Origin of the sequence: Candidatus Nanohalobium constans (assembly GCF_009617975.1) — an archaeon.
GTDB classification, from domain to species: Archaea; Nanohalarchaeota; Nanosalinia; order Nanosalinales; family Nanosalinaceae; genus Nanohalobium; species Nanohalobium constans.
Genome location: NZ_CP040089.1, coordinates 636,070 through 659,771, shown reverse-complemented (window position 1 = coordinate 659,771; position 23,702 = coordinate 636,070). Strand labels below are relative to the sequence as shown.

At 42.7% G+C, this 23,702-nt stretch carries 27 protein-coding genes; 15 read left to right on the top strand and 12 right to left on the bottom strand.

The window, feature by feature from the left end:
- Positions 1-34 precede the first annotated feature (34 nt).
- Both LC1Nh_RS04065 and LC1Nh_RS04060 read left to right on the top strand, forming a co-directional pair.
- Positions 35-892, top strand: a complete 858-nt coding sequence (locus LC1Nh_RS04065) for a DUF58 domain-containing protein (protein ID WP_153550429.1) — start codon at positions 35-37, stop codon at positions 890-892.
- A gap of 30 nt (positions 893-922) precedes the next feature.
- Positions 923-1,654 (top strand): metallophosphoesterase, encoded by a 732-nt coding sequence (locus tag LC1Nh_RS04060; RefSeq protein ID WP_153550428.1) that lies wholly within the window; start codon positions 923-925, stop codon positions 1,652-1,654.
- On the opposite strand, the gene LC1Nh_RS04055 is transcribed toward LC1Nh_RS04060, so the two are convergent.
- From LC1Nh_RS04055 to LC1Nh_RS04045, 3 genes are read right to left on the bottom strand one after another with little or no spacing between them, the layout of a single operon-like run.
- Positions 1,640-2,809 carry an MFS transporter gene (locus LC1Nh_RS04055; RefSeq protein ID WP_153550427.1) on the bottom strand — a complete coding sequence of 390 codons (1,170 nt, stop codon included), beginning with the start codon at positions 2,807-2,809 and terminating at the stop codon, positions 1,640-1,642. The two genes, LC1Nh_RS04060 and LC1Nh_RS04055, sit on opposite strands and share 15 nt — an antisense overlap.
- A gap of 26 nt (positions 2,810-2,835) precedes the next feature.
- A complete protein-coding gene (locus tag LC1Nh_RS04050) occupies positions 2,836-3,084 on the bottom strand; it encodes a hypothetical protein (RefSeq protein ID WP_153550426.1) in 249 nt (82 codons plus the stop codon).
- Positions 3,081-3,305, bottom strand: coding sequence for a hypothetical protein (locus tag LC1Nh_RS04045; protein ID WP_153550425.1), 225 nt, complete (start codon positions 3,303-3,305; stop codon positions 3,081-3,083). The genes LC1Nh_RS04050 and LC1Nh_RS04045 overlap by 4 nt, the downstream gene beginning before the upstream one ends.
- 111 nt (positions 3,306-3,416) lie before the next feature.
- Here LC1Nh_RS04045 and LC1Nh_RS04040 point away from each other — a divergent pair, with 111 nt between their 5' ends.
- Both LC1Nh_RS04040 and LC1Nh_RS04035 read left to right on the top strand, forming a co-directional pair.
- The gene (locus tag LC1Nh_RS04040; protein ID WP_153550424.1) at positions 3,417-3,758 is read left to right on the top strand and encodes a hypothetical protein; all 342 of its coding nucleotides are present in this window, start codon (positions 3,417-3,419) and stop codon (positions 3,756-3,758) included.
- 86 nt (positions 3,759-3,844) lie between these two features.
- Positions 3,845-4,189, top strand: coding sequence for a transcriptional regulator (locus tag LC1Nh_RS04035; protein WP_153550423.1), 345 nt, complete (start codon positions 3,845-3,847; stop codon positions 4,187-4,189).
- A 4-nt stretch (positions 4,190-4,193) separates the two neighbouring features.
- Here the strand turns inward: LC1Nh_RS04035 and LC1Nh_RS04030 are convergent, their stop codons facing one another.
- A complete protein-coding gene (locus tag LC1Nh_RS04030) occupies positions 4,194-6,287 on the bottom strand; it encodes a COG1470 family protein (protein ID WP_153550422.1) in 2,094 nt (697 codons plus the stop codon).
- A 176-nt stretch (positions 6,288-6,463) separates the two neighbouring features.
- Here LC1Nh_RS04030 and LC1Nh_RS04025 point away from each other — a divergent pair, with 176 nt between their 5' ends.
- The gene (locus tag LC1Nh_RS04025; protein WP_217907012.1) at positions 6,464-7,750 is read left to right on the top strand and encodes a glycosyltransferase family 2 protein; all 1,287 of its coding nucleotides are present in this window, start codon (positions 6,464-6,466) and stop codon (positions 7,748-7,750) included.
- A 1-nt stretch (position 7,751) separates the two neighbouring features.
- Here the strand turns inward: LC1Nh_RS04025 and LC1Nh_RS04020 are convergent, their stop codons facing one another.
- From LC1Nh_RS04020 to LC1Nh_RS04000, 5 genes are read right to left on the bottom strand one after another with little or no spacing between them, the layout of a single operon-like run.
- Complete coding sequence (locus tag LC1Nh_RS04020) at positions 7,752-8,972, bottom strand: glycoside hydrolase family 1 protein (protein WP_256727615.1); 1,221 nt, start codon at positions 8,970-8,972, stop codon at positions 7,752-7,754.
- Positions 8,973-8,989: 17 nt separating this feature from the next.
- Positions 8,990-10,405 carry a cryptochrome/photolyase family protein gene (locus LC1Nh_RS04015; protein ID WP_153550419.1) on the bottom strand — a complete coding sequence of 472 codons (1,416 nt, stop codon included), beginning with the start codon at positions 10,403-10,405 and terminating at the stop codon, positions 8,990-8,992.
- Positions 10,406-10,420: 15 nt separating this feature from the next.
- The gene (locus LC1Nh_RS04010; RefSeq protein WP_153550418.1) at positions 10,421-10,714 is read right to left on the bottom strand and encodes a hypothetical protein; all 294 of its coding nucleotides are present in this window, start codon (positions 10,712-10,714) and stop codon (positions 10,421-10,423) included.
- Positions 10,715-10,741: 27 nt separating this feature from the next.
- Complete coding sequence (locus LC1Nh_RS04005; protein WP_153550417.1) at positions 10,742-11,401, bottom strand: potassium channel family protein; 660 nt, start codon at positions 11,399-11,401, stop codon at positions 10,742-10,744.
- Complete coding sequence (locus tag LC1Nh_RS04000; protein WP_153550416.1) at positions 11,401-12,819, bottom strand: TrkH family potassium uptake protein; 1,419 nt, start codon at positions 12,817-12,819, stop codon at positions 11,401-11,403. The genes LC1Nh_RS04005 and LC1Nh_RS04000 overlap by 1 nt, the downstream gene beginning before the upstream one ends.
- Positions 12,820-12,937: 118 nt before the next feature.
- Between LC1Nh_RS04000 and LC1Nh_RS03995 the strand changes: the two genes are divergently transcribed.
- The 5 genes from LC1Nh_RS03995 to LC1Nh_RS03975 are packed head-to-tail and all read left to right on the top strand — an operon-like array spanning position 12,938 to position 17,785.
- Complete coding sequence (locus LC1Nh_RS03995; RefSeq protein ID WP_256727614.1) at positions 12,938-13,312, top strand: 30S ribosomal protein S6e; 375 nt, start codon at positions 12,938-12,940, stop codon at positions 13,310-13,312.
- Positions 13,313-13,371: 59 nt separating this feature from the next.
- The gene (locus LC1Nh_RS03990) at positions 13,372-14,562 is read left to right on the top strand and encodes a translation initiation factor IF-2 subunit gamma (protein ID WP_153550414.1); all 1,191 of its coding nucleotides are present in this window, start codon (positions 13,372-13,374) and stop codon (positions 14,560-14,562) included.
- 46 nt (positions 14,563-14,608) lie between these two features.
- Positions 14,609-16,120 carry a mechanosensitive ion channel domain-containing protein gene (locus tag LC1Nh_RS03985; RefSeq protein ID WP_153550413.1) on the top strand — a complete coding sequence of 504 codons (1,512 nt, stop codon included), beginning with the start codon at positions 14,609-14,611 and terminating at the stop codon, positions 16,118-16,120.
- Entirely contained in the window at positions 16,098-16,910 is an 813-nt protein-coding gene (locus LC1Nh_RS03980) for an ATP-grasp domain-containing protein (protein WP_153550412.1), read from the top strand. The genes LC1Nh_RS03985 and LC1Nh_RS03980 overlap by 23 nt, the downstream gene beginning before the upstream one ends.
- A complete protein-coding gene (locus LC1Nh_RS03975) occupies positions 16,907-17,785 on the top strand; it encodes an ATP-grasp domain-containing protein (protein ID WP_153550411.1) in 879 nt (292 codons plus the stop codon). The genes LC1Nh_RS03980 and LC1Nh_RS03975 overlap by 4 nt, the downstream gene beginning before the upstream one ends.
- Here LC1Nh_RS03975 and LC1Nh_RS03970 read toward each other — a convergent pair.
- Positions 17,782-18,735: an ATP-grasp domain-containing protein gene (locus tag LC1Nh_RS03970; RefSeq protein ID WP_153550410.1), complete on the bottom strand. Its 954-nt coding sequence runs from the start codon at positions 18,733-18,735 to the stop codon at positions 17,782-17,784. The two genes, LC1Nh_RS03975 and LC1Nh_RS03970, sit on opposite strands and share 4 nt — an antisense overlap.
- Positions 18,728-19,678 carry an ATP-grasp domain-containing protein gene (locus LC1Nh_RS03965; protein WP_153550409.1) on the bottom strand — a complete coding sequence of 317 codons (951 nt, stop codon included), beginning with the start codon at positions 19,676-19,678 and terminating at the stop codon, positions 18,728-18,730. Before LC1Nh_RS03965 ends, LC1Nh_RS03970 begins: the two co-directional genes overlap by 8 nt.
- Before the next feature lie 57 nt (positions 19,679-19,735).
- Between LC1Nh_RS03965 and LC1Nh_RS03960 the strand changes: the two genes are divergently transcribed.
- Positions 19,736-20,929 carry a tyrosine/phenylalanine carboxypeptidase domain-containing protein gene (locus LC1Nh_RS03960; RefSeq protein WP_153550408.1) on the top strand — a complete coding sequence of 398 codons (1,194 nt, stop codon included), beginning with the start codon at positions 19,736-19,738 and terminating at the stop codon, positions 20,927-20,929.
- A 23-nt stretch (positions 20,930-20,952) separates the two neighbouring features.
- Positions 20,953-21,339 (top strand): type II toxin-antitoxin system VapC family toxin, encoded by a 387-nt coding sequence (locus LC1Nh_RS03955; RefSeq protein ID WP_153550407.1) that lies wholly within the window; start codon positions 20,953-20,955, stop codon positions 21,337-21,339.
- Here LC1Nh_RS03955 and LC1Nh_RS03950 read toward each other — a convergent pair.
- Positions 21,336-22,358: a hypothetical protein gene (locus tag LC1Nh_RS03950; RefSeq protein ID WP_153550406.1), complete on the bottom strand. Its 1,023-nt coding sequence runs from the start codon at positions 22,356-22,358 to the stop codon at positions 21,336-21,338. The two genes, LC1Nh_RS03955 and LC1Nh_RS03950, sit on opposite strands and share 4 nt — an antisense overlap.
- 123 nt (positions 22,359-22,481) lie before the next feature.
- Here LC1Nh_RS03950 and LC1Nh_RS03945 point away from each other — a divergent pair, with 123 nt between their 5' ends.
- From LC1Nh_RS03945 to LC1Nh_RS03935, 3 genes are read left to right on the top strand one after another with little or no spacing between them, the layout of a single operon-like run.
- Positions 22,482-23,063, top strand: a complete 582-nt coding sequence (locus LC1Nh_RS03945) for a DNA-directed RNA polymerase (protein WP_153550405.1) — start codon at positions 22,482-22,484, stop codon at positions 23,061-23,063.
- 3 nt (positions 23,064-23,066) lie between these two features.
- Positions 23,067-23,255 carry a transcription elongation factor subunit Spt4 gene (gene spt4 / locus LC1Nh_RS03940; protein ID WP_153550404.1) on the top strand — a complete coding sequence of 63 codons (189 nt, stop codon included), beginning with the start codon at positions 23,067-23,069 and terminating at the stop codon, positions 23,253-23,255.
- A gap of 14 nt (positions 23,256-23,269) precedes the next feature.
- Complete coding sequence (locus tag LC1Nh_RS03935; RefSeq protein WP_153550403.1) at positions 23,270-23,701, top strand: eS24 family ribosomal protein; 432 nt, start codon at positions 23,270-23,272, stop codon at positions 23,699-23,701.
- Position 23,702: the final 1 nt, after the last annotated feature.

Sequence of the window (23,702 nt, the reverse complement as noted above, 5' to 3'; positions counted from 1 at the left end):
TTTTCCCTATCAGCCTTCAAAAGGTGAAATCTGAGTGATAGAGATAGACTTCCTGGATGAGCTGGACAGGTTTCAGCGTGCTCTGGATAAGAATTCTGTCGAAGTGAATCAAGGGGAGCAGAAATCAGATTTTTCCGGTCAGGGAATGATCTTCAAAGACCACAAAAAATATGTTCCTGGCGATGATATTCGGAAAATAGATTGGAAAGCGTATGCCAGGACCAAGGAACTTTTTGTCAAGAGGTTTCAGGAGGAGAAAAATGTTACTCTTCATATAGTGGTGGATAGAAGCAGTTCCATGGACTACGGCAGTGTAAACAAGTATGAGTACGCCGCTAAAATCGGGTTAGGTCTGGCTTACATGGCTAACAAAACTAATGACCGGTTCAGGTACTCTGTGTTCTCAGAGACACTTACTGACTTGACTGCCGCCCGCAGGAACGCCAATCTCGGTCAGCTGGTAGATACAATGAACTCTCTGCGTAAAACTCCGGAAAGCCAGGTAGGAGAATGCTTGACACAGTACAGCTCAAGAATCAAAAACAAGTCTATCGTAGTGATTCTTTCCGATTTCCTGGTCGACATCGAGAAAATTGAGGATGCATTGCAGAGTTTGGCTGGCTCAGAGGTTGTCCTAGTTCAAACACTTTCCGGGGAGGAAATGGATCCGGACATGAAGGGCGACAAAATTCTAGAAGATCCTGAGTCAAGCTCAACTCTTAGGACATACTTGACAGGGAAAGTAAAGTCAAAGTATCAGAGCAAGCTTCAGAATCACATCGGTGAGATACAGGAGAAAGCAGCTGAGAACAAAGCAGATTTTGTACAGGTCAACACAGAGGACGAATTCTTCGAATCATTCTTCAATGTATGGCAAAGGTTGAACAGGTAGAAAACATTTTAGGCAGAACAATGTTTTGAGATGAAGTTCCAGGGATTCAAAACGGTAGAAGGCAAGCCAGCGATTTTCCATGAAGAGATGGACTTACTGGTTATAGCTGACCTACACCTAGGCTTGGAAGGAAGTATGACCTCGAAAGGAAGTTATGTGCCTAAATTCCAACTCGATGACATCAAGGAAGAGATCCAGGAACTTCAGGACGAGACACAGGCGTCACGGATACTTGTCAACGGCGACCTGAAAAACCAGTACTCAACCAGTTACACAGAAAAACAGGAACTCGATGAATTCCTAGAATTCCTGCAAGAAACTTTCGAAGAAGTCATCCTGATCAAAGGAAATCATGATACGATACTCGATAACACAGCTGAAAAACACGGCTTGGAACTAAAAGACTACTTTGTCGAAAACGATATCCTGTTTACACACGGACACATGAAGCTCGGAAATTTTGATGAGGAGTATGATACGGTCGTCATGGGTCATGAACACCCTGCACTAGCATTAACTGATGACGTAGGAGTGAAGGAGAAAGTATCCTGTGTTCTGTACGGAGAACTCGAAGAGGATTTGAGCCTCATTGTCTTGCCAGCTTACTCAAAGATCTCTAATGGTTCTGAAGTCAACAATATGCCTCGCAGCGAATTCCTATGCCCGGTTCTAAGAGAATACGGCGTAGATGGTTTGAAGGCGACAGCAGTCTCCAGAGAGGCCGGAAACTTCGAGTTTCCAGAGATCTCAAAAATCAATTAGGGAAGCAAGCAGTATCAGCCCTGCTACACCGGATGCAGCGATGAAAGAACCGTTCAGGCTCCAGATTGATGCTACTGTTCCTGCGAAGAACGGTCCGATGGTCTGCCCGATGTGTTTGGCTAGTTCGTTGAAACCTGTCATCTCTCCTTCTATCTCGTTAGGTACTTCCTCATCGAAGATTCCGTGGATGGCGGGAGACATTCCTGATGTGAATACCCGGGCTAAGAAGAACAATGCACCGGTCAAAACCAGGCTTTCTACCAGTGACATGGCGAAGAGAGTAGGTATCAGTAAAACTGTCAACAGTCGTACTGTACGGTGTTTTCCGATCTTGTCTGCTATGTCGCCGAAGATAAACTGGAATATTTTAGACAGGGCTGCAAATCCAAAGATTAAACCCATTGTAGTGAAATCAGCGTTCATCTGATCTAGTAAAAGCGGAACAGCAAGCCAGTAAAACGAGAAGATAATGGAGTAAAGAAATATGAGTGAAAGTTCCTGCCTCAAATTAACCCAGTTCTCCTTCAAGTGATGGAAGTCGTTGAGGTATGTGTTGCGGTGCAGCAAATCCTCGGTAGAGCTTTTCAAACCTTTCTCAGTCTCCGCCCCGATATAGAAGTAGTAAACTAAAACCGCTAATGAGGATGAGAGAACCCACAAAGCCATTGGAATCCCGAATCCGTATCCCTGTATCAGGAACCCGCCAATCACAGGACCGATAACTATCGCCATGTTAATCCCTAAAAGAAATACGGAAATTGATTCAGAGCTGTTCTCCTCGCTTGAACTCTTCAAAGTCAAGCTCCAGCTTCCATTCCAGATCAAGGACTTTGCAGCTCCTTCGACCAGTTTTCCAGCAAAAAGCAAAGGTGTAAAAGCAGTGTAGTAGAAGATTGGGGGAAAAATGGCTGTTAACAAACCGATTAAGATAACTATTTTCTCACCTGCTCTCTGAACCAGGTTGCCGACCGGGATATCCAAAAGTATAGGTATTGCCGAACCTATGGAGGTCAAAATACCTACAAGAAAAACAGACTCAACATTATTCTCGAAGAACACGGGCAGAAAGTTCCAGACTGTGCTCCGACCAATCCAGGCAAAAAGAAAAACTGCGGACAAATATTTAGCAATATCAGGTATTTTGTCAAGCTCCATGTACAAAGATTAAGTAAAAACCGGTTTTAATAGGTTACGAAACCAGGATCTTCCTCAGTTTCCTCCTCTTCTTGCTCCTTCTTTTCCTGCCGCTCCTTACGCCTTTCCTCCTGCTTCTTATACTCTCTCTTAGCCTTCTCCTTAATCTCGTTATAACGCTGCTTCGCAGGATCAGTATCCTCGGTCCCGGCCTCTTCCTTCTTCACCTTGTTATAACGATCCTCAGAATCCTCAGAACTGGAAGAATCTTTAGCCGCCTCAACAAACTCGTTCAACTCTCATCACCTTTTTTACCTGTGAAAGGAAGCTTACGGGCAAACTCAATCATCCTACCAATATTCTCAGCGGTATCCTCGATAGACTCGGCAGACTCTTCAGCCTTCTGAACCAGGTCATCCATCCTCTTAAGCATGTACAGAGAAGCCACGAAAACTGCTAGAAAAACTATTTTCACGATGATATCCAATCCCAGATTCACGGCCTGCCAATCAACCATAACCAATTTTCACTTACCAGCGGGTTTATATCTATCGGTAAACTAACTCAACATTTCCCGGGTTCTGCAAAGCATTAAAAGCTTCTAACCCGAATTTTTGCCTGTGATAACATGGTAGAAGTCCCAAACGATACTGAAGTAGAAGACCTTCCGTTCACACATGCTAGAATCAAAAGAATGATCAGAGACAAAGCCGGAGAAGGACAGTACGTCCGATCAAACGTATACTACGGTCTCAACCTTCTTCTAGGAGAGATCGCACAGGAAATCATCGACAACATGATGGAAACCGACGCAGCATATGTCGAAAAACACCATCTCGACACAGCAGCAAGGAAATACGAAAAAGTGGAAAACATCATCAAAGAAAAAGAACGAGTCAGCCGCAAACTAGAAGCACTCAGCGCAGATATAGAAAAACTATCACGGGAAGTCAACCAGGCAGACCACTAACATTTTCTTTCTCCTCTGTTTTTCTCTCAACTTATTCTTCTTTCACCATGGTTTGATTTAACAATATCACGGCGTTATCATTTACTGTGAAATTCGAATCTGAAGTAGTAACTGAAGAATTACTTCCTGCGGTCAGAAGCGTAGTAGCTTCAAGACTCCAGGACGAATACGGCCTAAACCAGTACGAGATAGCGGATCAACTGGAAGTTACTCAGCCGGCGGTCTCCCAATACCTGAACCAGAAGAGAGCCAATCAGAGGATAGTAGAGGACCTGAAAGAAGACCCGCAAACCGGTATACTGCTCAACGATATCGCAGACAAAGTAGCGAAAGATGAAAGCTATGTAGAAGAACTAAGAAACATAATCACCACAGTAAGAGACAAAGGAATAATGAAAGAAGAATTTGGAGAAGCCGAGAGAATAATCTAGCTCCTTACTTGAAGCTGTAACCTGTCTCTTCCTCAACTTCTTCCTCAGCCTCGCCTACAAGCTCCTCAACCTTCTCTCTTACACCGATCTCAGGCATCTCTTCAGGTAGCTCTACGTCCCAATCCTCCGGAATCAGCTCGGAAACATCTTCCTCACCGCTGTAAAGATAGGCTGCGACTCCACCGCCACCTATCAAAACCAGTAAGAAGAATCCGATCAAGTACATCTGATTCCTCTGCTTCTTCTGGAACGTATCCTTTTTCTCGGAGAAAGTTTGAGACGCCTGCTCAAAGCTTGAATCAATACTTGAGAGATGAGACTTTACCTCGTAGTAATTACCTTTCTCAGCAGCCTTCTCAGCCTTTGAAACCGTCTCAGTAAACTGACTGATATCCTCATCGCTGGCTTCAAGATTTCCAATTTTGGAAATATTCTCGTTCAAAACATCTCTCTTGCTCTTCCAGTCCTGAAGACTTGACTCGATACTCTGCTTCTGATCCTCGGTCGCCCTTACAACAACTTCAACAGTTTTTGAGGCATCATAGTTAGCAGTCTGAATCTTCAAATCGTAAACACCGACGTCAAGGCTGGAAGCATCGACAGTAATACTTCTCTTAACGCTGTCACCTTCCTCAAGCCCTGTAACTGTTCTAGTCCCGTCCCAGGCAGCACTGCTGGAAGTAACTTCAACGCTGTTCAAGAAGAAAGGAGCGCCGTTTTCAATACTTAAATCAAAGGTCTTCGACTCCCCTGAAGTCACTTCAAAACGGTCAGGAGCACCCAGGTTAATCTCCGGATTCCTGTTAGGATAATACTCGAAATCAAAGCTTGAGACATCGGTTAATCCGGTACCGTCTTCAGCACGGACATAAACCGTATGACTCCCTCTGCTCAAGTCACCGGGCTCCACCTTGAAATCATGATCAATAACAGTAGACTCGGAATCCTCCAGATCAACCTGGCTGCCCTCACCTAACTCGGTACCAGCATCAAAGTAATACTCCAAGGACTCAATACCCGAAGCATCATCATTAACCAAAACACTCAAATCAAAACCACTGTTAAAAGTAGAAACACCTTGAGGCTGCTCCAAACGATCCACACTAGGAGCATCAGTATCCCAAACCATACGCTTCTCATCAACCAACGTCTCACTGTTACCAGCCTCATCCTCAGCCTCAACAGTCAACTCAAAACTACTGCCAGCATAATCATCACTATCAAACTCACAACTAGCAGTCTCATCCTCATCAGAAGCATCGATATTTGCATTGTCTACCTCATCACCATCAACCTCGCAAATAACAGTAGTGTCGGAAACAGTATCCGGCTGGAAAGAAATATCCAAATCCTGATCCTCATCCTCAAAACCAGTCAAAACACTACTCTCAGACTCAACCCACTCAACACTAGCACTAGAATCACCATCCCATTCAGAATCAAGAGTGAAAGTCTCATCCTGCTTCTCTATATTACCTGCTTCATCATCAGCAGTTACAGTTACTTCAATCTCATCTCCTTCTTCTAAGTCTTCAGTATCAATATCAAATTCAACATCACAAGTATCGTCTACGTCGCAGTTAGGGTCTTTTTCATCATCTCCATCGACAGAGACATCCCCGTCGTTAGAATCAACGCTGATCTCAGCTCCAGTTACTTCACTGTACTCATCAGAAACCTCGAAAGTGACTGTAGGATCCTTTTGGACAAACTCGCCGTCTCCATTGTACTCAACTTGGGGCTCTCCAACATCTAAAGTAACTGTTCTATCGTCTGTGGAATCTTCTCCTGAGGTATTAGCCTTAAGCTCTAAACCTTCATAGCTTCCTATATCAGAATCAACGCCGGTCTTAGTATATGTTCCTTTCGTGGAAGACTCACTCATAGAGTCTGCTGACTCCCAGCCGTCGCCTTCATCATAATACAACTCTACGTCATCTAGCCCATCATTGCCAGTTACTGTTAGTTCAAATTCATCGTTTATGTGGGCGTTTTCATCGGGTTGGTCCCACTGAAGTGCTGTTCCTAGGCTGATTGTTAGGGTTGTTAGTGTGAGTAGTAGAAGTGTTTTTTTCAGAGGTGATCTGATAGTAATCACTGTTTATTGTATTGGCTATCGGGTTTTAAGTAAATTTGATGTTTGTGGTGGGAGAAGTGTTTTTTTGGGTGTTATGTTTTGTTTTTGGTTGTTGAGGCTGTTTTTGGACTAGTTTTTTGGGTTTCGGGAGGGGTTTTGCTGAGGTTTTTTACTTTTTTGTTTCTGTTTGTTTTGTTGTGGGTTTGTTGTCTAAGTGGTTGGAGCGTGGTGTTTTTGCTTTTGTAGTTGTTGTGCTGTTGTTGTTTGGTGTTTTTCAGGGTGTTCAGGTGCAAAGTTTTACTCTGGATTTGTTTTTTGTGGTTGTTGAGTTTGCTTTTTTGGATGCTGTTTCTTCCAGTCTGGGTTTTGCTGCTTTTTTCTTTTTCTCAGCCTTGATTTTTGGGTATAGGCTTTTTTCTTGGAGTGATGTTGACTATGGTGATGCAGGGGGTTCTGTTGTGTGTGTTGTTCCGAGTTATCAGGATGCTGATGTTCTGCATAGAAGTGTTGAGTCCTTACTAGGATCGGATTATGAAGATTTGAAGGTTGTTGGTGTTTTGGAGGAAGATGATGAGGAAGGTTTGAATATAGCTGAAGGGTTGCAGGAAAGGTTTGATGGATTCGAGTACATGGTTAATGGTTATCCGGGAAGTAAGGCGGGTGCGTTGAATTATGCTGTTGAGAATACTGAGTCTGATTATGTTGGTTTCTTTGACGCTGATCAGGTGGTTGATGAAGAGTTTATTTCTTCTGCAGTAGTAGAACTCAATAATTCTAGTGATGTGGTGCAAGGGAGAAATATGCCTGAATCTCAGGATTTTTTTGGAGGTTTGACATACTATCAGGATTTGTTCTTTAAGCTACCTCGCCAGCTAACTAGATATATTACTGGGTTCAGGCTTGTACTAACGAAATCAACAATTTTCAAGAGAGAAAAATTGAATAAATTAGGGAAGTTTGATGAGGAATTACTTACTGAGGATATAGATTATGCTTTCAGAACTTATAGGAATGATTTGAATGTGTCAACTTTTCTTAAATTGGGTTCAAGGGAAGCTTCTCCTGTCTGTTTTGATGATTGGTGGTGTCAGAGAAAAAGATGGATGTTGGGGTATTTCCAAGTCCTCAGCAAAAATATAGGTATTTTAAGGAGAAATTGGAGTAGTAGAAGTTTTTTATCTGTATTGCTGGGAGTATTTAGTATCTTTGGAAGTTTTTTTATGCTTCTCCTTGTATCTAAGTTCTTGTTGCTGGTCTTTATGGGAGTAAGTTCAATCTACATCCTCCCTGTATTAATAATTTATCTGATTGCTATATCTGGTCTCGTGAATAATTCTCTATCTGAGAACCGGATTGGAAGAATCAAATCTTGGCCTGTTTCTCCCTTTATCTTCCCTATATTCAGCTTGATAACGATAAAATCCTTTGTTGAGTTTCTATTAGGGAGAAATAAGACATGGTATAGGGTAAAAAAGAAAATCTAATCTAATTGAGTTTTTTTATAATTTGAGAGTAGAGCTTGCCACTATCTCTAATATTTCTTTCCAGATTGTTTTCATAATCTATTTCTATTAAGCCGAATCTAGGCCAAAATCCTTTATCCCATTCAAAATTATCTAGCAGGCTCCAGTGGAGGTACCCTAGAATCTCTGTGTTTTCAGCATTTTCCAGTTCTGAGAGAGACTCCTGAAGATATGATTTTCTTTTCTCATCATTACTGTCTGCTATACCGTGTTCTGTTATGAGTATAGGTTTGTCCCATTTTGACATTTCCTCAACTACTCTGACAAGGCTTTGTGGTGACTGACTCCAGCCAAGATCTGATTTTATTTCTTCTGATGTTCGACCTAACAAGTCAATATCATGTTTAAAATAATGATTTACTCCGATGAAGTCCTGCTCCTCTATTGTTTTCTCAATTAGGTAACCTCTTTCTATGCGTCTTAATGCCTTCGCAATCACCTTATTTGGTATTAAGTCATTTACTGCGTTGAAATTCGTCATATTGTTAGCTGTTGCAACCATTGAATCAGGGTGATTTCTTTTTATCTCAGCGTAGGTCTTTTTATGCACTGATAGGAAATTTCTAAGGCATTTAAATGCGGAGTAGGGTGCTTTTCTCCCTGGAGCCCAATTACCCATTATATACGCATTAAAGATAAATCCTAAGGGTTCGTTTAAGGTTATCCAGTATGTAACTTTGTCTCCAAATTCGTCTATTACTTTTTCAACATATCTGAGAAAATAATCTTTGTTTTCTGGGTTGGTCCATCCTCCTTTTTCAGAAAACCATTTAGGATTCGTGAAATGCCATAGAGTGACTATTGGCTCCATTCCATTTTCTCTGACTTCGGAGATATAATCCCGATAGTAGCTTATTGCTTCCTCTGAAAATTCTCCTTCTTTTGGTTCTACTCTAGACCATTCAATTCCAAAACGGAAAGCATTAAGACCCATATCTTGTGCAAGCTGTATATCTTCCTTGTACCGGTTCTTATGGTTGATAGCTTCGCCTGACATGTAATTTTGGGGAGAAGTAGCTTTCTCACTTATTTTATCCCAAATTTTTAACGATCCAAAACTGGATTCTGCCTCTTTTGCTAACTTCTCAGCATTATTCTTCTCCCATTCTGTCCAGTTATTTTCATTATGTCCCTCAACCTGGTGTGGAGACATGGACGCACCCCAAAGAAATTCTCGACTCACAGAAATGGGGTAAAATCCTAATCTTTTTTATCTTCAAACCTCTCAACAGCCTTCTTCCTCTCCTCATCATGGTCGATAATAGGTTCAGGGTAGTCTTCTCCTATTTTTACTCCGCAGTTTTCCTGTTCGATTTGATTCATCTCATGCGGCTTGTGGATATGTTCGTCGGGAACATCTTCGAGTTCTGGAACCCATTTTCTGATGTATTTTCCGTCCGGGTCGTAGTCTTCTCCCTGAGTGAATGGGTTGAAGACTCTGAAGTACGGCTGTGCATCTGTTCCTATACTGTAGGCCCACTGGATTCCTCCGACCATTGAGGCGATCTCCGCATCGATAAACATCTTGTTGAAGTATTCGTGTACGTCTTTCCAGTCCAGCCAGAGGTCTTTACATGCAAATGATGTTACTACCATCCTTAGTCGGTTGTGCATCCACCCGGTCTTTTTCAACTGTCTCATGCCTGCGTCGACAAACGGTACTCCGGTTTCTCCGTTTATCCATGCTTCCCAATCTTCCTCAGCTTCCTCTTTTGAACGCCACTCTATTTCCTCGTACTGTTCTAGGAATGGTTTTTCTGTGGTTTCTGGCCAGTTCCAGAGTACCTGTATGTAGAAGTCTCGCCAGGCCAGCTCCTCTTGCCAGGTCTTGATTCCGGAGGTATCGTCGTTTGGGTTTCTGGCTTTGATTCTCTCTGCTTCCCAGAATACCTCTCTGATTGAGACTGTTCCGAACTTTAGGTGAGGGGAAAGTTTGCTGGTCGCATCTTTCCATGCATAGTCTCTATTTTCGTCGTAGTTCCAGATCTTATCTTTGAAGTCTTCTATTCGTTCCAGGCCGTTTTCTCTTCCGCCTTCCCAGACTTCCATGTCTTCAGGTTTTTCGTATCCTAATTCTTTCAGCGAGGGGATTTCATCAGATTCTAGTTCTGGTGTCTTGTATTCTTTAACTTCCTGCGGTCTCTTCTTTTCGTTTTTGAACCATTTTTTGCTGTAGTATGTGTAGACTTTGTAGGGGGTTCCTGAGTTAGTCAGTATTTCCTCTTTCTCGAACATGACGATGTCCTTGAATGTCTCAACAGGTATCTCCAGTTCTTCTTGAACTTTCTGGTCTCTTTCCCTGCTGTACGGGGTATAGTCTCTGTTATGGTAGACTGCGTCCGCATCAGTTTCTTTTATTAGTTTCTGTAGTTCTTCGACGGGTTTGCCTTTTCGAACTATGAGCTCTTTTCCCTTTTCATCGCCTAGATTATCTCTGAGTTCTTTCAGGCTGTCGTGCCAGAACTTAACTCTTGGGTGGCCTAGAGTCGAGTTTTCAAAGTAGTTTTCGTCTACGCAGTAGAAGGGTATTACTTTTTCGTGTTCTTTAGAGGCTTCTACTAGGGCTGTGTTGTCGTGTTCTCTGAGGCTTCTTCTGATCCAGACTATGGCTGTCATTTTTACTTCAATTGATTATTGGTTCCAGGGCATTTTGAATTCTTCCTCTTCATTCGCCTCTGATTCTGCCTCACTTAACAACTCAAAGGCTTTCTCATACGCCCAGTAAGCGAATTTAGTTCTTTCTTCATCGAGCTCGTCAATACCAAGTTCTTGATAGGAGTCATGAATATCTTCCAGTGCCTCATACACCCGCCTAGAATTTTCGTTAAATTCCTCTTTTTCTATGCAGCCGCTATTCTTCGCGTTCTCCTTAAGGTATTCAGACTCCTCAAGGAACCTGCCTATTTTTTCCCTATGCAAGCTCACATTCTAAACGGCTTATAAAATCTTAAATCATTGATTCTGGAAGAACTTGTCCAGTTTTTCTTTCTCGTCTTGAGGTCCTATAAGTATTATTGAGTCTTCTTCCTCTATCTCAGTTTCTGGTTCGGCATTCATGGTGTCTTCTTCTTTTATTATTGAAGTGACGAGGAATTCGTTTGGGAATTTCTTTCGGTGTTTCATCTGTTTGATTGTTTTTCCACGGAGAGAGGAGTCGTCTTTGATTGATGCTTTCAATACTTCTCTGTCGCCTGAAAGGTTAGCCAGTTTCACGAGGTAGGGGTGTTCTACTGCTGATAGGAATTCTGAGAGAAGTAGGTCTGTGTGTCCGATGGCTTGTGCGTCGATTATCTGGAATGCTTCGAAGTATTCGTCGTCTTCCATCCGTGAGACTACTTTTGGCACACCGTATTTTTTCCCGAGTGAGCATACTACCATGTTTTCGTTGTCGTCTTTCTGTGTTGAGATCAGTACATCGGCTTGTGTTATTCCAGCGTCTTCCAGTGCTGAAAGTGTTGACGGTGCTTTGTTAATGACTGTTGCCCCGCTTGAAGAGTACAGTCTCTCACATTTGTCTTCGTCCTCTTCTATTACTACCACATCGTGTCTGCCTTCCAGTCTGTCAACCAGTCTTCTGGAAAGTGTGTTGATTCCGGTGATTACAATGTACATTACTTTGAATCTGGGAGAAAGCTCCTATTAAATATTGCCAGAAGCGGAAGCATCTCCAGACGACCCGCCAACATCAACAGGATCCAGATACTTTTGCTCATCCAGCTCAGCTCTACCATCTGTCCGCCCTCCATAAACACCGGTCCCATGTTTCCTGCTGAGGAAACCGCCCCAGACAGGGCTGCCTCGAAGGTAACGCCATCAAGAGCTAGAACAGAGACAGTGCCAGCGAAAACGACCACAACCCAGACAAAGAACAGCACTGAGATGGTTCTGATGGTCGACCTATCCATTATTTCTTCATCAATCTTAACCTCGTTAACAGCAGTTTCCGGAAGGCTGTAAGCTCGGATACGGGTTTTAACAAGTTCTATCAATGCTTTCAATCTGAAAACTTTGATTCCTCCCGCAGTTGAGCCAACAGATCCTCCAGCAAACATTGCAGCAATTATCACAACTTGAATTGCTGTTGAAAGCGTGAGGAGTGAGGCAGTCCCAAATCCTGTGGAAGAAATAATGGCTGCGGACTGGAAGGCTGAGTCGAGAAGAGCGCTGCTACTTCCCATATATCCGAGGAAGAAGACTCCTGTCATGGCGATAAAGATCTGCATATACATCTTTAATTCGGAGTTCTTCAATGCACTAGCCTCTCCACGCAGGAACCTGTAAAGTAAGACAAAGTTAACTCCACCTATAAACATGAATGGGATTGTGGCAGCCTGGATCTCCGGCGAGAAACCTCCAAGGCTTTGGCTGGTCGTTGAGAAGCCTCCTGTAGATAAAGTGGAGAAACCGTGAGTGATAGCGTTGAAAGGCGTCATCCCTAGGGCGACGAATGTTCCTATGATTACTGAGGTGATGAATCCGTATACGCGCCAGAGTTCGATTATAGACTTTCTAAGTGAAGGTCTTATGCTGCCTGGATCTGTCTTATGTGTCTCAGCGGAGAAGAGTCTGCGGGAGATGCCTCCGCTTTCTCTTATAACTGCTATGAAGAAGGTTAGAATTCCAAGTCCGCCAACCCACTGCATCAATGATCTCCAGAAAAGTATTGAGTTAGGTAGTTCCTCGGGTGTTAGAAACATTGATATCCCTGTGGTTGTCAGTCCTGCTGCTGATTCAAATACTGCGTTGATGAAACTCATCTCTGATAGAAGCGGTACGCCTCCTAGAAAGGTGGCTATGCTCCATCCTAGTACTGTGGCTATAAGAGCTTCCTTTACAGAAGGGTCGCTGCTCTTTCCTCCGTGTTTCAAGATAAAACCAGCGATTAAACAGGCGATCGATGCGTAGATAAAAGGAGCTAGTATGTGACTAGGCTCTGAGTAGTAGAGTCCTATCAGCACGGGTGAGGCAAGTATCGGGGCAAAAACCAGCATGAACCTTCCGATTATCTGAGAAACCACTCTAAGCCTCATACACTTAACCGGTTCTCAGTTCTCGAATAAAAATTCATACCTGCAACACATCCTCATTTGATTCAAAAAGGTTGTCTCCGATTTGTTTCATGCTCGGGAAACTGAGGTAGATTAAATTATGCAAATTACAATCGGAACACAAGACGGCGAAACATTTCAGACGGAATCAGAAGAAACAAGCCAGTTAGTCGGAAAAGAAGTAGGAGACGAATTCGAAGGCGGAATAATCGGTCTATCAGGATACACACTGAAGATCACTGGCGGAAGCGACAAATCCGGAATCCCAATGAGAGAAAGCATTGAAGGAAGCGAAAGAAAAAGAGTAATGATAGGAGAAGGACAAGGAATCAACGAAGATGAAGATGGGGTCCGAAGAAGAAAAAGTGTTAGAGGAAAAAGAATTTCAGACGAAATCCAACAATTAAATACAACAGTCGTCGAAGAAGGAAGCAAATCAGTCGAAGAACTTCTAAGCGAAGACGAAGAAGAATAAATTATGAACGAAATTCAAAGAATTTCTGGACTCACAGAAAATCACTGGGTGATTTTCGAGTGACAGATCAGATTCCAGAAGTAAACATCGGCCTAGTAGGGCATGTAGACCACGGAAAGACCACACTGACACAAGCACTTTCCGGAGAATGGACGGATCAGCACAGTGAGGAATTGGAGAGAGGAATCACAATCCGAATCGGTTACGCTGACATCACATACTACAACGATGACGGCGAACTAAATGTCGAAGGAAACGGGGAAGAAGAGAGAACTGTTTCTCTTGTCGATGCCCCAGGCCACGAAACACTGATGGCAAATGTACTCTCCGGAGCAGCCATTATGGATGGTGCAGTCCTTCTAGTAGCTGCTGACGAAGAAGTGCCACAGCCTCAGACCCGTGAGCACCTGGCCGCACTGGACATCGCTGGAATCGACAATATCGTAATAGCGCAGAACAAGATTGACCTGGTTTCCGAAGAGGAAGCCAAGGAAAACTATGAACAGATCAAAGAGTTCGTTGAGGGCACGGTAGCTGAAGACGCACCGATTATTCCGATCAGCGCCCAGCACGAAGTCAACATTGATGCGCTTCTAGAGGCAGTTGATACTGAGATACCTACCCCTGAAAGAGATCTTGAGTCAGATCCTAAGATGCTTGTAGCTCGTTCTTTCGATACTAACAAGCCAGGAACATTCCCAGAAGAACTGAATGGAGGAGTGATTGGAGGAAGCTTGGTCAAGGGAGAACTAGAGCCTGGTGACGAAGTTGAACTCAAGCCGGGAATCCGGAAAGACGGGGAAAAATTCGAAACAGTCACTACTGAAATCCAGAGTATCATCCAGGGTAACTCTCCTGTGGAAACAGGAAGGCCTGGAGGACTGTTAGGAATTGAAACAGATCTTGATCCGTCAATGGTTAAGTCTGATGGTCTTGCAGGAAATGTCTTAGGGCTTAAAGGAGAGCTTCCGGATGTTACAGATACTGTTGAGGTTGAGGTCGAGTTGATGGAGCGTTTGGTTGGTGCTGAGAACGATGAAGAGATTGAGAATATCAAAGAGCACGAGCCACTGATGCTTAACATCGGTACAACGAAGACTGCAGGGGTTGTAACTCAGGCAGGTAAGCATGTACGCCTCGACCTTAAAATGCCGGTATCCGTAGAGGAGAATGACCGAGTAGCGATTTCGCGACAGGTGGGCAGTCGATGGCGGCTAATCGGTCACGGACGGATAAACTCGACAGAATAAAAAACGCAGAGTTTTTAAACAAGGAATCAGTTACTGGTTAATATTGATGGCAATTCTATCCGAAACTCTGTCCAACTTTGCTTCAGGACCTATGTTGCGTATACTGGGCGCACTCCTAATCTTAGCATTAGGACATCTCAGCATTAAACTGGGTTTGAAAGCAGTTAGAAAGTATACTACAGAAAAAGCTACTGTAAAAGAGCTGCGTCAGCATGAGGATAGAATTAAACTTGTTTCTAATACTCTAGATGCTATAGTAGTTGTAGTTGCATTGGCATACCTGAATGTGGGCATAAGCTCCCAACTGCAACAAACTCTTGTTCAGAATGCTCCGAATGTATTGTCAGCTATTTTAATAGGTTTCCTTGGCGTGATAACGATAAACATAGCTGAGAATGTTTTCAAGGACTTTTTCCAAACATTGGGGTTAAAGAAGTATGTCAGAGAGGCAGGTATTTCTTCAGCATCATTTAATGTTCTTTCTACAGGGATCAAGGGTTTTCTGTATCTTGTGCTGGTGCAGATACTGCTTTACCAGCTGCAGTTGAATATAGCATTGGTAAATCAGTTGCTTAACGCGTTTGTATGGGCATTTGCTTTGTTGGCGGCAGGACTGGTTTTCTACTCCTTGAAAGACTTGTTCCAGAATCTCGGCGCAGGTTTGTATCTTAAGAATTCTCGGGTTATCAGACCGGGTGAAGAAGTAAAGCTTGATGATGAGACTGGTGAGATAAGGGAAGTATCTTTGTTTGGCACGACTCTTGAAACCAAAGATGGTTATACGTCTCTTACGCCTAACAGAAAGGTCTTGGATTCTGGGATCAAGTTTAAGAAGTCCAAGAATGACTTGGAGACTCTTCAAGAGATAAACTCTTACTTTAAGTCTTCTGAAGATGAAAACACAGCAGCCACTGCCCAACTAGCTCTTGAAATATTTGAAAACTACTACAGCAGGGATGATATAATAGATAAGCTAGAAGGTGAAGAACCCGAGGATGTTCAGAAACTGGTTGAGGATGCGTCTGAAGGAGAGATTAAGACCGCCTTTATAGAAGCTGATAAAGTTTCAGATCTAGGAACTGAGTTCAAATCCTGGTTCAATGATGGAGCCTTAATTATCTCAAAACTGGATAAATCAGGGCTGTTCATGGATGCTGAAGATGACTATACTTTGTCTGTAGCTGTTGAATCGGGAGAGGTATTGAACATTGATACTCGGAGAGGATCTGAGAACGGAGTCTACTATGTCGCAGGCAACAGGATGAAAGAATTAATGAGCGGTGAGGATGGCTACATCGTGTTAGCACGAGAAGGCACCAATGCGCACTGGAGACTGAAGAACGATCTTATCTACAGTGAAAAAGAAGAGTACGAAGATCTGTCTAAGACACTGGAAAACAGGCTTAGAAAAATCATGAGGCAAGGCAGAGTGCTGACAGATGTGATGCCGGTATCAGTTAGGGGTTACATTGAGAAGTGGAGCAGAGAGAAAGACGAATTTTCAAGAGAATGGGGCGTAAACAGGGAGGATACAAGTGGATCTTCTAAGAATCAGTGACTCGGAAACAGAAGAAGATTTCGAAAACTTCTTCGAACAAGTCCAGACAAAGTCACTTGACCAGTTAGCCCCTCAAGTAATAGATCAAGTGCCGGATGTCAAAGTAGACGGAGAAACAGTAGACAAATACGACGCAGTCTACGCCGAGATACCAAGTAAAAACGCTGTATTCGGCAGAGTACTTCTAGAAATGATAGAAGAAAAAGGAATACCAGTCAACATATCCTCAACATCATTCTTCACAGCAGCAAAGAAAAACTACCTATACCATGTACTAACACAGAAAAACATTGAATGCCCGAAGACAGTTTCGATAGCCTCAGAAAAAGCTGCAAGAGGAATAGAAAGACACATCAAAGGCCCAGTAACAGCAAGAAGATTCGAAGAACTAGAAGAAGTAGAATCAAAGAAACTTGACACAGTAGAATCCATACAAGGATTTACAGAGGGAGTAGAATATGGAGAAGAATTTATCCTCTTCCAAGAATACAGTTCAGGCGACAAATACTACTGTCTGGTTCTAGGAGATAAGGTAATATCGCTTAAAGATAATACAGAAGACTGGAAGTTCTCAAAAGATAAACTGAAATACTCTAACATTTCGAACGACAAGAAAGAGATAGTTCAAGGTGCAGCAAATGCCTTAGGTGCTGATATCATAGAGGTAAAGCTTAGAGGACAAGAAGTGGTCGACATGAACCCTCAACCGGATCTCCAGATGTATGAGAGAAAGGCAGGGCAGGATGTACATCAGAATGTCTCCCAGGTTCTCAAAGGTGAACAAAAATGAAATTAGGAATTATCTATGGAGAAATCTCCACAAAACACCAGTTACTGATGGAGAGAGCAGAAGAAATATTCGACTCTGTCCTCGCAGCACCCATAGAAGGAATAAAATTCGTGCATGGAGAAGAAGAGGAAAAAGTACTTTACAAAGACACAGATCTCACAGAGTTCGACGCAGTATACATAAGAACAGCCGACAACGACATGATGTTCTCAGAACACCTAGTAGAGGTACTAAACGAATCAGGAGTCGTCACCCAGGCAGAGAACGACACATACGCATACGAATCAAACAAGTTCTACAGTATGAAGATACTAGCTGAAAACGGAGTAAATGTTCCTGACAGTATATACACGCTTTCCCCAGAAGTAGCAGTAGAATCTGCCAGAGAACTAGGCTATCCTGTAATCATGAAAACAGTCAGAGGTGCAGGAGGAGAAGGAGTGATGAGAGCAACATCAGAAAACGAGTTAAAACCTGTAATGGATACAATGAAGTCCTTTGAACAGGAGATATGCCTCCAGGAATTCAAAGAACACGGAGGAAAAGATACCAGAGTCACCAAGATCGGCGACTACATAACAGGATACTCCAGAAGCAGCAGTGGGGACGAATGGCGTTCAAACATATCCGGAGGAGGCGACAGAGTCAAAGCCAACATAACAGATGAAATGAAGCAAGTAGCTTTCGCAGCCTCAGCATCCATGGGATTCGACATCTGCGGAGCAGATATAATCGGAGAAGAAGAACCATATGTACTTGAGGTAAACGGCTCATTCGGAATAAGCGAAGAAATGAACCAGCTTATAGGAGAGGATGTAATCCTCAGAATGGTAGAAAGAATGCACGAAAGAGCAATGGAAAAACAAGCACATTAACTACTCTCAGCTAATTCTCCTATGGCTTCAACTACTTTTTTCATCCAAGGCTTCTCTCGACTCTCTTTCCTGCCAGGACCGTGATAATAAATACCAGGCTGAGAGTTGAGCTCCACGATCATAGGTTCTCCGTCAGAAAACATGACATCCACAGTATAGATTACCGGTCTATAATCGTCTAATTCACTGGCTACTTCCTCAACTATACTCAAAGCTTCCTTAGGAACATCATCCAAATCAACATACTTTTTCGATCCGCCCTGAGCCACATTACTGAGCAACTCTCCCTCTTCAGGGATTCTAAGGTAACTGCCAATAACCTCATCGTTCACAACTATCACACGCAAGTCATGAGGACCCTCCACACCCAGCTCGTCTGTACCTAAATTCTCCATAATTTTCTGAACTATCATTTCATCCCAGTCCTCAGGCACCTCAAACTCAGAAACATCCTCCACAACACTAATACCCTCTCCAGAAGACCCGTAACGAGGCTTAACGATAACCTTACCATACTTTTCGATCATCTCCTCTACATTTTTCTCACTAGCCTTCCTGGTTTCAGGTATGTACTCCTCAAACCTTTCGAATGTCTTCAACTTGTCTTGACACAGCTCAGCAACCTCAGGATCATTCAAAATACCGACATCCTCTTTCATCTCTTTCTTCAACTCGTACTTCCCTTTATCATGTCGGAAGAGATCATAAACGCCGTCTAACTCAACTTTTTCTACTTTTCTCCATTCTTCGCCGTTCCAATGCCAGGCCTTTTGCATGCTCTCATCTCTGTACCATGTGTAGTCTCCGCAGACTACTCTGATATCTTTCTCTGCCAGCATCTCCATGTACTCTGCGTAGTCCTGGCTTTTCCAGTCTTTGGAGAAGGGTTGGTCTGCGTTTTCCCATTGTACTTCTCCTTCCCACCACAGGAATGCGACGGTCTTATTCATCTTGTTCAATCCTCTTTCGAAGCATCTTCAAAATATTGCGGATTTTCGGCAACTCCTTCTCCTTCTTCTTAACAGGGTGATGGTAGTAAGTCCCTGGTTTAGAATTCAACTCCACAATAACAGGAGTCTCCTCATCGTCAAACATGAAGTCAACCGAGAAAATACCGGGCTGGAACTCTTCAAACTCCTCCTTAATCTCTTCAATTATCTCTACTACGCTTTCAGGCAGTTCATCTCTGTCCACATACTTCTGATTTCCACCACGAGAAATATTGCTGATTAAGCCATCCTCAGGAACTCGGATATAGTTACCGTTCTGAATCTCACCATCAATAACAATCGTCCTCAAATCATGAGGACCCTCCACACCGAACATCGGCGCGCCATCAGTAGGAACAAAACGCTGAATAATATGCAACTTCGGATCCTCTGGTTCATTAAACTCGCTGGTATCCTCTAAAACTTCTACTCCTTTCCCGGCAAAACCGTAACGAGGCTTAAACACGATTTTCCCGTCTTCAAGCATTTCCTCAGAATTCTCCCTAGTTGCGGTCCGAGTCTCAGGAACATAATCCGAGAAAAGCTCATAAGTCTTCAACTTATCTTTACAGATCTCCTCTAACTCAGGGTTATTGGCAACAGGTAGCTCTTCAAAAATCTCCTGCTTCAAATCTTTAGTTTCGTTGTCAAATTTGTATTTATCATAAACCCCATCGAGACCCACATCTCGAACCTTCTCCCAGTTCTCCCCGTTCCAGCACCAGGCTTTATCCAGTTTTCCGTTGCTATACCACTTGTATTTAGCGAAGTAGACTTTCAAGCCTTCATCATGGGCTATCTCAGTGTATTTTTCGAAGTCCTTGCTTCTTTCTCCTTCAAATGGTTTTTCTCTATTCCATTCAACTTCTGCATCCCACAGGAAAGCAATATTTTGCTCGCTCATGAAATCATAACTCTTACTTCAATACTCTTTAATTCTTCTGAAAAGACTGGTTAACTTATGCAGCCTGAGGAAATCGACCAAAAGCAAGAAGTCCTAAAATTTGATCAAGATAAGATCATACAGGAACTCTCAACAGCCGCAGAAAAACTGCTGGAACAGGCTTCATGGATCTCCAACATCAACATACAAAACAAAAAACAGGAAAGAAAACGATTCAAAAAAGCCAGAGAAAAAGAAGAAAACTTCAAACCAAACTTTGAATACAGCAAAACATCCTACGATGAAGAAAAACTTCTTGAACTTATTGAACAATGCATAGAAGCTGTAAAACTAATTGAAGAAGATAATCTGGAGAAATATGGTGCAAAGAAGCTTACTTCACAGGAAATGCAGAACTTCTTCCAGGAAATATTCCAGGAACTCAAACTCTACACCAAATTAGCTGCCAATATAGAAGATGAAGGCTCTTGGAGAAGATATTCGGAAGAGATCTGGTCAATGGTCGGTGAAGAAACTGTTCAAGACTCGCTACAGAAACTTCAGGAACTGGAAAAAGAAGAACTGGAGGAAAATATTTCTCCTGAAGAACTCAGAGACATGTTCGAAGCAGAAGTAGAAAGACTGGGAATGGACTACCAAGTAGAGCTTAGAGAAGTTTCAGGCTGTTTCAACATCCCTGAAAAAGAAACAGTTGTAGTGTCAAAAGGCGAAGATAGTCAAAGGATGTATTCCGAGGAAGAAGCCAGGATGCTGACCAAACATGAACTGTTTCACGCAGCAAGAGCATACAACGGATTCAAAGCAGGACAGAAAAGCGGCTTTCCAAAAATCCTAGGGCTCCACACACCGTTCTACGACAGAGCCGAAGAAGGCGGAGCACTATACAGAGAAGAAGCAACAGGAACAGCATACAAAAACAAAGCTTTCGACTACCATCTCAGACTAGTCGCAGCATACAAAATCAGCCAATCCGAAAACTATCGAGAAGACTTCCAAGAAATAGTCGAAGAACTAATAGAACTAGGCGGTTCAGTAGACAGAAGCTTCTACCTCGTAGCCAGAAACCGGGAAGCACTAAGGCACCACATATACAAAGCAGGAAGAAACGACTGGAAAAACATAGAAGACAAAGACAAGATGCTCATCGGCAAAGTAAACCAAGAATGGGCTGACAAACTCGAGAAAGAAATAGGCGGCATGATAAAGGAACCAGAAATAACTGCTGACAAACTCTTCAACCCCTCAATTTAACGATTAAACTCAAGTCAAAAATTATGAGCCGCGAAATCATACTCGACACCAACTTCCTCACAGCACCATTCCAACTCGACTCAATCGACATATTCCAAGAAATAGAAAGAATCTTCCCAAATTCTGAGATTTATACTATTGATGATGCGCTCCAAGAAGCACAAAGCATAGAACAAGGAAAATACGGCAACCTAGTCGAAAAACTGATAGAGAAAAAAGACATAGAAGTACTCGAAACAGAAGGACAAGGCGAAGTAGACGACCTACTAGTACAAATCAGCAGAGACTATGTAATCGCCACCAACGACAGGGAATTGAAGGAAAGGTTGCTGGAGGTAAATGCTGAAGTCATTCATATCCGAAATGAAAGCTACCTAGAAGTACTGAACAGGAAAGATCCCGGATTCTAGTCTTGAGATTTTCCTGTTTTTTCCGCAGGTTGCTGGCTGAAAAGTACTTGATTATCTGCATCTAATCCGTCAATCATCCAGTTATCGCTTTTTGCTTGATGATGACACAGTAGTCTTCCGAAAGATGCATCACCTGTAAAGTCCTTATGGCCAAATAGATTCCATCCCTCGTAGTCTATTACATCAGGACTTGAGATTATTGTTTCAGTTCTCTCTGCTATTCCTTTTACTTTTCCCTTGTCTTTGTAGAGTGTGGTCCAAACTAGAGTGATTTGATCTACATCGAAATCTTCGTAGTTTGACTTTATTACTTTCTTGACTTGCTCAATGTCTTCTTCCTTACATCCTTCGACTTCGTATTCTGTTCCGTTACCGGTGATTTTTCTCTTTTCAGAGGAGTAGTCTGTGATTCCGATTAAGAGGTGCCTTTCACATTTTTTGATATCCTCTAGATTTTCAGTACTGGGAAACTGTTTTCCCGATGCCTTGCTGTAATGAGTCTCGAATTTTCTTTCGATTTCTTCATCTTCTAAATCCACTATAGAATTGAATCTCTTGCATTCGACAAGTTGAGTTTCCTTATCTTCTTCCTTGATTATAAATTCACAGACGCTTTCGTGATTGCACTCTTGTGTCAAGTCAGGAAAAGTTTGGTTCAAATGATTTCCATACCACGCTCTAACTCTGCTTTCGAAAAGCCAGGACCTAGACTTGCTGGGGCTTACGCTGTTTAATCCCTCTTTTCTGTCGCTTTCTTCTCCAATATTTGTGATTTCATCGATTGTTAGTTCTGATTCTGTTGGCTTTTTCTCTATATTGCCGCTTAGAATGCTGAGACATGTTGCATCTAAAGTAGATTTCAAAAGTGCCTCAGAGGCATCAAATCCGATTTCCTGTTCTGACGAAATTTCCTCAAGTTTTTCAAGACGATTTTTCAGAAGGCTATTTTCTTTTATTTCTGTCTCTGAGCTGGCTATCACCAAGAAAAATTCTCTTAGAGAATCCGCAAAGTTTGGCATATTGCCAGTTTATCACGAAACTCTCATCTTATTTTTGGTAACTGTGAAACTCTTGTTGAGTGGGAATGCCATTTAAAGCTTGTCTTCGATTTCAGTTTTGTCTTGTAGAGGTAGAGGAACTGTATGTACAAAAGATTAACAATTCAGGATTCCGTCCGTGTTCCACCGCAGCATCTTGGTGAAAATGTTTCAGACAGCGTCAGAGATGGCCTTAGAGAAGAGGTTGAAGGTGACATCGTTGAGGATGTCGGCGTTGTTATCGGTGTCGAGGATGTGAACAGTGTTGAAGGCGGCGATATCGAGCCTGAAGACGCAGGGGTTCACTACCAGGTAGAATACGAAGCAATTGTCTACGATCCAGAACTGCATGAAGTGGTTACTGGTGAAGTAGTTGATATTACAGATTTCGGAGCATTCATCCGTATCGGGCCATTCGACGGTCTATGCCATGTTTCACAGGTAATGGATGAATATGTCAACCTGGACGAAGATGCTCAAATGCTTATCTCAGAAGATCAGGACAGAGCATTGGAAGTCGGTGACACACTTACAACAAGAATTATCGCAGTTTCTCTTGGTAAGAAAGATACTAATAAGATTAACCTGACGATGCGTCAGCCAGGACTCGGTAAAGAAGAATGGATCGAAATGTACGAAGAAGAAAAAGCCGAACAAGAACAAGAAGACGAAGAAGAGGAAGAGTAATTCATGGCTGAGAAAGCATGCAGAGACTGCAACAGGATTGTAGAGGATGAGTCAGAATGTCCTGTATGCAGAAACAACGACCTATCCGACTCTTGGAGCGGACTAGTCGTAATCTACGACCCGGAAGATTCTGAAATCGCAGATAAAATCGGTATCTCAACACCTGGCAGATACGCTGTCAGAGTCAAATAAAAAAAGTGAATACTATGGAAGTTCAACTAACATCAGTTAAGGAGAATCCACTTCTCGATCGCAGAGAAGCAGAAGTCAAAGTAAACCATGAAGGAGAAGAAACTCCTTCCAAAGAAGATGTCAAAAACCGTGTAGCAGCAGAAAACAACCTGAACGAAGAAGAAATCAATGTAGACTCGATTTACACAGGCTATGGTAAAAACAATTCCACAGCCACACTCAAAATCTTCCAAGAGTTCGAGTACGATGAAGAACTACAGGAAGAAACAATCGAGGAAGAAGTCGAAGTCACACAAGACCTGGCAGACGCAGTAGCAGGAACAATCACAGAAGCCAAGGAAACACTTCAGGCAATGGAAGAAGTCGACTGGAAAGCCGCAATCGAAGCAGAGAAACAAGATAAAAACCGTACAACACTAATTGACTGGTTAGAGAACCAGAGGTGAA

Excerpts from the sequence above, each read along its gene's own strand:
- LC1Nh_RS03970 (WP_153550410.1), bottom strand. The coding sequence starts at position 18,735 with ATGAATAAGACCGTCGCATTCCTGTGGTGGGAAGGAGAAGTACAATGG.
- LC1Nh_RS04000 (WP_153550416.1), bottom strand. The coding sequence starts at position 12,819 with ATGAGGCTTAGAGTGGTTTCTCAGATAATCGGAAGGTTCATGCTGGTT.
- LC1Nh_RS03935 (WP_153550403.1), top strand. The coding sequence starts at position 23,270 with ATGGAAGTTCAACTAACATCAGTTAAGGAGAATCCACTTCTCGATCGC.
- LC1Nh_RS03955 (WP_153550407.1), top strand. The coding sequence starts at position 20,953 with ATGAGCCGCGAAATCATACTCGACACCAACTTCCTCACAGCACCATTC.
- spt4 (WP_153550404.1), top strand. The coding sequence starts at position 23,067 with ATGGCTGAGAAAGCATGCAGAGACTGCAACAGGATTGTAGAGGATGAG.
- LC1Nh_RS03985 (WP_153550413.1), top strand. The coding sequence starts at position 14,609 with ATGGCAATTCTATCCGAAACTCTGTCCAACTTTGCTTCAGGACCTATG.
- LC1Nh_RS03975 (WP_153550411.1), top strand. The coding sequence starts at position 16,907 with ATGAAATTAGGAATTATCTATGGAGAAATCTCCACAAAACACCAGTTA.
- LC1Nh_RS03945 (WP_153550405.1), top strand. The coding sequence starts at position 22,482 with ATGTACAAAAGATTAACAATTCAGGATTCCGTCCGTGTTCCACCGCAG.
- LC1Nh_RS04005 (WP_153550417.1), bottom strand. The coding sequence starts at position 11,401 with ATGTACATTGTAATCACCGGAATCAACACACTTTCCAGAAGACTGGTT.
- LC1Nh_RS04040 (WP_153550424.1), top strand. The coding sequence starts at position 3,417 with ATGGTAGAAGTCCCAAACGATACTGAAGTAGAAGACCTTCCGTTCACA.
- LC1Nh_RS04060 (WP_153550428.1), top strand. The coding sequence starts at position 923 with ATGAAGTTCCAGGGATTCAAAACGGTAGAAGGCAAGCCAGCGATTTTC.
- LC1Nh_RS03995 (WP_256727614.1), top strand. The coding sequence starts at position 12,938 with ATGCAAATTACAATCGGAACACAAGACGGCGAAACATTTCAGACGGAA.
- LC1Nh_RS04045 (WP_153550425.1), bottom strand. The coding sequence starts at position 3,305 with ATGGTTGATTGGCAGGCCGTGAATCTGGGATTGGATATCATCGTGAAA.
- LC1Nh_RS03950 (WP_153550406.1), bottom strand. The coding sequence starts at position 22,358 with ATGCCAAACTTTGCGGATTCTCTAAGAGAATTTTTCTTGGTGATAGCC.
- LC1Nh_RS04015 (WP_153550419.1), bottom strand. The coding sequence starts at position 10,405 with ATGACAGCCATAGTCTGGATCAGAAGAAGCCTCAGAGAACACGACAAC.
- LC1Nh_RS03960 (WP_153550408.1), top strand. The coding sequence starts at position 19,736 with ATGCAGCCTGAGGAAATCGACCAAAAGCAAGAAGTCCTAAAATTTGAT.
- LC1Nh_RS04055 (WP_153550427.1), bottom strand. The coding sequence starts at position 2,809 with ATGGAGCTTGACAAAATACCTGATATTGCTAAATATTTGTCCGCAGTT.
- LC1Nh_RS03965 (WP_153550409.1), bottom strand. The coding sequence starts at position 19,678 with ATGAGCGAGCAAAATATTGCTTTCCTGTGGGATGCAGAAGTTGAATGG.